This window comes from Endozoicomonas sp. ONNA1, from assembly GCF_024606325.1.
Lineage (GTDB): Bacteria > Pseudomonadota > Gammaproteobacteria > Pseudomonadales > Endozoicomonadaceae > Endozoicomonas_A.
Genome location: NZ_JAHHPN010000161.1, coordinates 1 through 8,776 on the forward strand (window position 1 = coordinate 1; position 8,776 = coordinate 8,776).

Here is an 8,776-nt window from a genome sequence, read left to right on the forward strand (position 1 = left end):
GAGACGGGAAAAAAGAAACCCGTGCCTCTGGGGGAAGAGTGCACGGGTTAAGACCATTAGGAGTGAAACATAGGTACACAATGCAAGTATCGAGGTCAATTACTGACCTAGACTGATTGATCGTAGGGGGAAGTCGATCGGATCAGTAGGACTAATTATGGTGCAGAATCTTCATGCGTCCACTGAGCTGTAAGATCAATTCAGAATAATCAGGTTTTTTATTACACTCGATTGATTTTATATCCGTCAGTTTAACCGTTAAGTTTCAGTTCAAAGTGTTTTTGTTGCCGAGATTTTCTGAGCCTGAACCGCCACTTAACCCCATTTGCTGTAATTCTTTCACCTTGTCAGGGGTGATATAAAGCTGACCTTCCTGACCTTCGAGAGCACCATGGCCATGCCAGGGAAGCAGTTTATAATCCGAGTGGTGGGTATAATCCAGGAAAGGATATTTAATGATCTGGAAATAGGGAGAGTAGTCAAAATCACTGGGGGTGCAGAGCTTGGGGTTACGCTGAAACAGCTGGACACCTTTCTCTCCGGTCATCTTCACAAGAGGCAGAATCGGGAAGTGAATAAAACTGAACGCCTCCGCTATCATGCTCGAGCAAACTGTTTTAGTTTCATCTCCGGGAGAATGTTGAAATAAAGTGGAACGCCAGCGCCTGGGCATGATGGAATAGGGAAAGAAAAAGCGAGCCAGATCCAATATGTGGCGGACATTGTAGTCGAGACCTAAACGGCTAACAGCATAATGAATGACCTGCTGACTGTCGGAGTAGTTCAGTCCATTGGGTCGACAGATTCTCAGATGTTGACCTTCATACCGGCTTAGAGGATGTACCACTGTCCCAAATCCAAGCTCACTCTCAATAATGAGCTGGTCATCTGGAGAGCCATCGTAAGATTCTTTAACGGTCTGTCGAACACGTTCATCTTCTATATCATGCAATCGACCGATATAAAGCATGGCATGGGACCAGGGGCTCTGGGTAATCTGTTTGATGACATTGCTGACTCGAGATTCTCCTTCAACGAGCACCACATCACAGGGCCTGAGTTCGTGTCGGATTCTTTCGAAATCACAAAGAGGGCAGTTATTGTCTTCAGGCTGCTGCATAAGCCATTGAGTCAGTAGGCCAGCCAGTGATTTGAAGAGCTGCATTATTTTTCCCTGTCGGTCTTCAACAAAGCACTTCTTCACAACTTGAGTGCATACCATAAATAGTAGCATCAGCCATATTCCTGGTAAGATTGTGGTGACTTTTGGTCTTTATCCTGCTCGCTGTCCATAACGGGGTTCATCCATTGTTCGGCAGAGATAAATCAGACGGTATCCTCATTCAGACGATATAATGACTTTGTTGCATCCATGTTTCATCTGAGTGCTGATATTTCAACAGAACAATGACAACAGGCAGAGGGGCCGAGTTATGAGTGATCAATCCATATCACCCGGAAGGTTGGCTGAGAGCATGAAACCTCTCCAAAAACAGCAGGGTTTGCCTCCTGTTCATTCGTGGAATCCAGATTTTTGTGGGGATATAGACATGAAAATCTGTCGAAACGGTAATTGGCTCTATATGGGATCACCCATAGCCAGAGAGTCGATGGTTAGACTGTTTTCTACGATCCTCAGGCATGACGACGATGACTGCTTTTACCTGGTAACCCCGGTAGAGAAGGTCAGAATTCAGGTGGAAGACGCTCCGTTTGTAGCTGTATCCGTTGAAAAGAAAGACGACGGTCTCACTTTTACTACTAATGTGGGTGATAAAGTGACTTTGGATCAGGAGCATCCTTTGTGGGTCAACATCGATCCGTCGACGGGAGAGCCTTCACCCTACATTAGGGTCAGGGCTCAGCTCGATGCTCTGGTTCATCGTAATGTCTTCTATCAACTCATTGAGATGGCAGAAGAAAAGTCTTCGGAGCATGATGTTGAGCTGTGCATCAATAGTCACGGTAAAACTTTCTCCATTGGCAGTATCAATTCTGAATAATGACTCTATTAGAAAGCAACAAATCTGCCTGAGCGCCCATAAGGCAGGTAAGGAGCCGGATACTGCTCTAAGGGCCGGGTAGCGCGGTACATTACTGTACCGCAGCCCCTCAAATAGTCACCTTGGAGAGCATTTGTCGGCAGTCGTTTAAATCATCTTCGGTCTTGATTGACTTGGCTGCCTCGCTATCGAAAGCTTCAAGCTGCTGCTTGTTCATTTCGCCTATCCTCAACCCATTACTGCTATTAAGATAGATATAAACACGGTTATCTATACAGTCTCTGGCCAAGCATTTGCCTCAGGGCACCATGTTCATTGGTCGGCTCTCTCAGGCAGTCATAATCGCAATTCCTCACCAGCCGAAGTGTACCAGGCACTAGTATTTTCCAAAATTCCATAGCGGGACGGCCATTATTTTGATCAGTGGTGGTCATGGTGTCGAGCACTGGAAACCTGATTGAGTAGCTCTATGTCTGTCCGTACATACTTTAAAGTCCGGAGCAATCGGGGTATATCATCTCGTAATTTAGCGTCGAAAGTGATGACAGAGATATCTAGCTCGCCCAACAGCATTTGGGGATTGATGGTTTGGCGCACAAATTGAGAAATTCCGGTTCTGGAAAATCTTCGAGAATTATATTGGGCTTGAGGCTTCTGAATTAAGGGGGGGGGAGGTCCGAGGGTTTTCGGACGGGCACTAATGAGCGAAAGGGGCAGAGCTTTTGCTAATAAATAGATCAGCACGGAAAGACCTACAATCAGAATAGCAATTTTCTCGATGCATGTTAATTCAATACTCTTTCTCTTTATATGATATATCCAACTAAGGTTATCACAAACGATACGAAGAAAGAGGAGAGCGCAGGCCTGAAACCTACGCCACCGCAATCTGAAAGTTGAGCAAAAAAGCAATTAGAGTAGCCGTAGTTCATATAACCCAAGCAATGTAATGTGCAACACACCTATTTGTACATATACCTAACAAGTAAGCAAAAAGCTGCGAAAGATCATAACTATGGATAAAAGACACAACACCTCTCCAATACACATTAAGAATTTTTACTCACCACGCCTTGGAGAATATCTTTGAATGATAACCGCCTCACTACGATCTATACCGTATTGAAAAGACCATTTACCGATGTCAGATGAATTGAAATTTTCGATTTCTTCTATATCAATGTAATTGTTACTATTTGCAATTTCATCAGCAAATTCTTTATATCCTGTTTTAACCAAAAGATAACCTAAAGCACAATATACCCCTTTCCCATTTTTAAATATGGGAGTTCTTTCCTGATTATCATCTGATGCATACACTCCTGCATTGGCATATTCCTGCAAGTAACCAAGCGCCAGACTCCTATTTAGCCTTTGCTCGGAGGAAAGAGAACTACTTTGGTAATGACTCATCAGTTGAACGACTTTTGTCAGGTATGACTTTTTTGAGACAGTTGTATCCATGACATTGACCTCACTAAAAAACCAAAAGCACAGAAGATTCTAGTCGAAAAAAAAGGGTGTGGAGTTTTTTTTGTTATATTGCCCGAAAATTGCTTTGCCCATAGCCAAAATCAGAGACAAAGCGTCAGCGAGGTCCTCAGAATTTTTTGTTATGTGCTGTTGAAGGGGCAAAACCTAAAATGCCCCTTATGGGAAAATTCAGGTGCTAATATATGGAAACATCAATCAAAGAGCTTCATGTTTATGGACATCGTTGTCAAGCTAAAGTACATTGAATGTGTTATTTTTGTCCTGTTTTTTTGTTCTATTGAGGCCATCGCTTCAAACTGCCCCCATTGTGCTAATCCAATGAGTTTTGTTATGTTCCAATATGGATGCACAAATCCATTCTGTCCTCTGTTTGTTCAGAGGAGAATGGCTTATCCTGCCGGCAATTTAGAGTTAAATATTCAAACACCTGATTATAGTTTTTCTTGTAAAGGGTCAGGTTTTCCAGTTCTGCATACATTGCCAATAATTCCATATCTGAGCCAAAAAAACGCTCAACCGAAAATGCCACAAATCTCGCAAATACCATCAATCTCGCAAATACCGCAAATACCGCAAATACCATCAATCTCGCAAATACCGCAAATGCCGCAAATGCCGCAAATCTCGCAAATGCCACAAATCTCGCAAATGCCGCAAATCTCGCAAATGCCGCAAATCCCGCAATCTCAGCAATTGGCTTTAGCTTCTACTACTTCAAAATTAAACCCTGATGCGACTAGCCAAAATAGTGAGCCTAATCGGGCTATGGCAGCATACCATTTTCAAACGCCAATCGCTAAGCTGATAAATACACTGGAAACACTGCTTAAGGATTTCGGAGTGACCCGGCGGAGACATTCTGAGCTGAATTTCATTAGTGGTTCCTATTATCACTTATTAAGGAGCTTCGCTGCGACTTGGACTAGTCTTTCCAGAAACAAGCAGCTTACTAGTGGTCAGATGTTAGTTAAACTTTGTGAAGAGCTAGGTTTTTGTGGAATTTGGCCTCCAGAAATTACGACAGAACAACCAATCTTTGATAACTCTTTAGATACTTTGATAAATTCAGTCTCGCAAAACAATCAAGTATTTATTGCCTTTTATACAGAGAATAACCCATTCATTATGTTGCACATAAACGCTTTGCCCAATACATTAGCTTCGTTGCCAGCAATACAAATGCATGGAATTTACCAAGAAGCAGGCTTTGACACGACCTTATCTCTTGATTCTCTGAGGCACTTCCTATTTCTTTTTCTTCATGCTGGTAATCAGGAATTCCATCACGTTTCCATTCTAATCTTTAAAATAGTACAGCGTTCACCTGGATCGACAATCGAAAGATTACAACTCACTGACAATTAATACAGGGAATTGCATAACACTTACAGCAAGAGTGGCGAATAGAGCGAGTGATCTTCCCCCGATAAAAAGCCCACTGTCGTTCGATTGATTTTCGAGCATTTTGCTGCCACCCGCTCGATCATAGCAATCTGTGAGATGCTCAATGCCAAGGGCTATACAACCAAACAGATACCTTTAAAAAATGGAGGTATCTGTGGCAGCATCTCTTTTGCCAAAAACGCTGTGTACCGCATTCTAAGAAACCGGATCTACATCGGCGAAATTGGCAACAAGGGTGAATGGTTTCCGGGGGAACATACTTCGATCATTTCAAAGAACCTCTGGGCCAGAGTAGTGGCAGCCTTTGATATTGAGTCCATCCAGCGCTCACGCCGGTCCCGATTGAGAAAGAACACCTCCTTCCTGAAGGGCCTGCTTATGGAGCCGATGGTCACTCCCTCTCGGCCACCAGCACACGAAAGAAAAATGGCAAATTTTTTCGTTATTACGTCAGTTACTCTGCCCAGTCCAAAGGCTACTCAAACAGCCCACTGCCACCCCTGTCGGCCTCTGTACTGGAAAAGCTGGTGCTGGGGAGCACACAACGACAGCTGGCCAGCCCAGAACTTTTGTTGCAGGTATGGGAAAAAGTGGAAAGGATCGAACCACAGATCAACATTGACAGGGTTCGCCAGGTTCTGAGTGACCTTTCAACTATCTGGGAGGAACTCTTTACCCAAGAAAAACGTCGTCTGATTGAGCTATTGGTACACCGTATTGATCTGACAACTACGACACTAACCATTCTTTTCAAACCCAATGGGATTGATTCAGTGGTATCGGAACTATCCCCACAATCACCGGAGATCGAAGACCATGGCTTACCTATTTAAAAATGGCGAAGAAAGCGTTGAGTTTCTGGAACAGGAAAACCTGATCAAAGTCACTCTGCCGATTCGAATGAATCAAAGGGGAGGCAAGACCACCATCGAGACCCCGGCTGGAGCTATCGACCCGCCAGAAGTGAAGCAGATACAAATAGCTCTGATTCAGGGACACCGCTGGCTAAAGATGCTTACACGGCAAAAGTTCGCCAGCATCAAGCAGCTGGCTGAGAAGGAGAAGGTGGACAAGGCCAGGGTCTCAAAGTGCATTCGCTTGACCTGTCTGGCCCCGGATATTCAGGAGGATATTCTGTACTATCAGGGTACGTGGCAGCTGTCGATTCTTCTCTGAATGTTGCTTAAGCCATTCGACAAGATCTTCTGGATCAAACAAAAGGTCTTCACTGGCAATTTCTGCTGTTGCCAACTCTTTCGTCTTCTCAGCCAAAGCCAAAAAAAGCCACTCATGTAGAGTTAAATAACTTTTTCTCTTTCTTATCTCCTCGAGATACAGCAAAACACTCTCAGCCGCATCAAGACTGGCTTGGCAGGCAGTGTCCATACCCATTCCTTTACCCTTTAAACCCCCTTTAAGTGGGGTTTATCTCTGTTTGGAACGACTATGCCATACCAGTATTAACCTCACCAGCACTCGCCGACTTACTGATCAGAATAGATACAAGAGGATTGGATCATGGATAATGTATTAGCCTGAACGGTCAGCGCCAATTGAGTCCCACTTGCAGGCGCTTAATAAATCTCGCTAAACAGGAAAAAAAATGAATAAGCACATCTCTTTGACCATTGATGGTCAGTCAGTCTCAGGTATCATCTCCGACCTCTCCCGATCTGGTTTAACAGTAGAAATAACATCCCCCTTCTCTGGATACAGGACTGGTCGCAATGTGGCCACCTTTGCCAGGGCCAGTCGCAATTACCTGGTAATCGGAGAGCAGGTCGCTTCTGAGCTGCTTACAGAACTTTATAATGATCTTAAGCTGCTGGCTGAAAAACGCGATTTACTTACAACAGAGTTCAAGCGTGTTCTCTCAAAACTGCGGCAACACAAAGCCAACCAGAAGGAATTGTCAGCGAAAACGTCAGAGCTAAGACAACAGTTTAAAGCTGGTCTGCAGGATCAAAAACAGTATCAGCAATCACTGAAAGCTATTCGTGACAACGAAACCCAACAAGACATGCAGTCAAGGGAGCTTGTTGAACAGTTTATTGATGACCATCTTCCTGGCTGGCATCACAGTCTGGATCATGACCAGTTGATCTCTTTTCTCTCATCAGACTGAATCTGATAACCTTCTCACTCCTCCGCTATGCAATGAGAATAAGAATGTACGACATTATTGGAGATATTCATGGTCGAGCTGATGAGCTGGAAGCCTTACTGCTCAAGCTTGGTTATGAACGACGTAAATCGGCATATCGCCACCCTGAACGGAAAGCCATTTTTGTTGGGGACTTTGTAGATGGGCAGGGGCAACACCGTAAAACCATTGACATTTGTCGTTCAATGATCGAGCAGGAAACTGCTCTTGCTGTGATGGGCAACCATGAGTTTAATGCCATCTGTTATTCGATATCGGATGGTGCTGGCGATTTCCTCCGCCCACATAATGAGAAGAACATCAGGGATCATGCGGAGTTTATTGCTGAGTTTCCATTTCAATCCAGCATACATCAGGAGGCTATAAGCTGGTTTAAGACACTGCCACTGTTTCTGGATCTGGGAGAATTGAGAATCATCCATGCAGTATGGCATCACACCAGCTTTCCTATTGTCGCCCCCTTTCTCGATGAAAATAACTGCCTGACACCGGATGCTTATGTTCCAGCTTCTGATAAATCACACCCGCTCTACCATGCAATAGAGTACCTATTGAAAGGGGTAGAGCTGGAACTACCACCAGGCGTTAGTTTCAGAGATAAAAAAGGAAATCTGCGAACCGCTGCCCGCATTCGCTGGTGGGATGAACAAGCGACTCATTGGTCAAATGCAACCATCGGGACAGGTCAGGCAGAATTGCCCAACACTCCACTGCCCGAACAAAGTTATCGCTACACGGATACAGTACCGTTATTTGTAGGACATTACTGGATGAGTGGACAGCCCAGGCCAATGAGTGACCAGGTTGCCTGTGTTGACTACAGCGTTGCACGCCCTGGGGGAAGACTGGTGGCTTATCGCTGGTCGGGTGAGCGGAAGCTTATTCAGGATAACTTTACTTGGATAGACAGAAATCAATAATAAGCAACAGTGTGCAAGGAGTTATGCATGAGCGCTCTTGATATTGTTTACAACCATCGAAAGAAACAGGGAAGAATAGTTTGTGAGGATGAGTTAATCATGGAGCTGCCGGTTCACTCGGGTCAGAATTTTAAAACCCGATATCGAAGCGACTACGATGATTATTCAAGTGAGTTCCTGTCGTATCTCACAAGTCTATACCATGACGGGGTTCTGGTTGAGGAAGGAACCGATACGGTCTTTGCTACGATACAAGTCTTTGATCCGGAGGATAAGGCTGCCCGAGAAAATTATTACACATACCATGGCAGCATAGGTTTTGTGCTTGATGACGGGAATCTGTTCTCAGAAATCATATGTGGCGTTATTGAAGAAAAATAACCGTTGGCTGCTGTAAGGAACTTTTATTATGGATTTGGAATTGACGTTTAATTTACTCTCCTTGGGATTCTTTCTCTCTGGGTGTTACTTTGCCTTTAAACTTATCATTGGTGGCATCATCAGGCTTGCCGATCAGGAGCTGACCTTTGGGTATGTCATCAAATACTGTCTTTTGACTGGGTTATTTTTTGTTTTTGGGCTAACCTCTTTTTTTCTGGGTATAGGCTCTGGGAGTTGGTAGCTGAGAATTCTGCTCAAACAACCACTTGTACGGCATATCACGTGCTACCATGATTGATGACAGTAGAATCCAATTGTTTACTTTTGGTATTGTTACCTCCGGCAAACAAAAACCTGAAATCACCGGTTTAAAATGACCTCTCGATTAAGTTTATGCAACCAGCCACAAT

11 protein-coding genes are annotated in these 8,776 nt (G+C 44.2%); 9 read left to right on the forward strand and 2 right to left on the reverse strand.

Going from position 1 to position 8,776, the window contains the following annotated elements; genetic code table 11:
* Positions 1 to 265 precede the first annotated feature (265 nt).
* A complete protein-coding gene (locus tag KDK19_RS03770; protein ID WP_257275270.1) occupies positions 266 to 1,165 on the reverse strand; it encodes a YiiX/YebB-like N1pC/P60 family cysteine hydrolase in 900 nt (299 codons plus the stop codon).
* A 268-nt stretch (positions 1,166 to 1,433) separates the two neighbouring features.
* Here KDK19_RS03770 and KDK19_RS03775 point away from each other — a divergent pair, with 268 nt between their 5' ends.
* Entirely contained in the window at positions 1,434 to 2,003 is a 570-nt protein-coding gene (locus KDK19_RS03775) for a DUF1285 domain-containing protein (protein WP_257275271.1), read from the forward strand.
* Between the two features lie 1,059 nt (positions 2,004 to 3,062).
* On the opposite strand, the gene KDK19_RS03780 is transcribed toward KDK19_RS03775, so the two are convergent.
* The gene (locus tag KDK19_RS03780) at positions 3,063 to 3,467 is read right to left on the reverse strand and encodes a hypothetical protein (RefSeq protein WP_257275273.1); all 405 of its coding nucleotides are present in this window, start codon (positions 3,465 to 3,467) and stop codon (positions 3,063 to 3,065) included.
* Positions 3,468 to 3,710: 243 nt separating this feature from the next.
* Here KDK19_RS03780 and KDK19_RS03785 point away from each other — a divergent pair, with 243 nt between their 5' ends.
* From KDK19_RS03785 to KDK19_RS03815, 8 genes are all read left to right on the forward strand, one after another.
* Positions 3,711 to 4,862 (forward strand): hypothetical protein, encoded by a 1,152-nt coding sequence (locus tag KDK19_RS03785; protein WP_257291360.1) that lies wholly within the window; start codon positions 3,711 to 3,713, stop codon positions 4,860 to 4,862.
* A gap of 84 nt (positions 4,863 to 4,946) precedes the next feature.
* A complete protein-coding gene (locus KDK19_RS24275; protein WP_368736433.1) occupies positions 4,947 to 5,543 on the forward strand; it encodes a recombinase family protein in 597 nt (198 codons plus the stop codon).
* Positions 5,429 to 5,734 carry a hypothetical protein gene (locus tag KDK19_RS03790; RefSeq protein ID WP_257275275.1) on the forward strand — a complete coding sequence of 102 codons (306 nt, stop codon included), beginning with the start codon at positions 5,429 to 5,431 and terminating at the stop codon, positions 5,732 to 5,734. Before KDK19_RS24275 ends, KDK19_RS03790 begins: the two co-directional genes overlap by 115 nt.
* Positions 5,718 to 6,077 (forward strand): hypothetical protein, encoded by a 360-nt coding sequence (locus KDK19_RS03795; protein WP_257291361.1) that lies wholly within the window; start codon positions 5,718 to 5,720, stop codon positions 6,075 to 6,077. The genes KDK19_RS03790 and KDK19_RS03795 overlap by 17 nt, the downstream gene beginning before the upstream one ends.
* Positions 6,078 to 6,504: 427 nt before the next feature.
* A complete protein-coding gene (locus tag KDK19_RS03800; RefSeq protein WP_257275277.1) occupies positions 6,505 to 7,026 on the forward strand; it encodes a hypothetical protein in 522 nt (173 codons plus the stop codon).
* A gap of 44 nt (positions 7,027 to 7,070) precedes the next feature.
* Entirely contained in the window at positions 7,071 to 7,985 is a 915-nt protein-coding gene (locus tag KDK19_RS03805; protein ID WP_257291362.1) for a metallophosphoesterase, read from the forward strand.
* A 27-nt stretch (positions 7,986 to 8,012) separates the two neighbouring features.
* Positions 8,013 to 8,366, forward strand: a complete 354-nt coding sequence (locus KDK19_RS03810; protein WP_257291363.1) for a hypothetical protein — start codon at positions 8,013 to 8,015, stop codon at positions 8,364 to 8,366.
* 28 nt (positions 8,367 to 8,394) lie between these two features.
* Positions 8,395 to 8,607, forward strand: coding sequence for a hypothetical protein (locus tag KDK19_RS03815; protein WP_257291364.1), 213 nt, complete (start codon positions 8,395 to 8,397; stop codon positions 8,605 to 8,607).
* Positions 8,608 to 8,776: the final 169 nt, after the last annotated feature.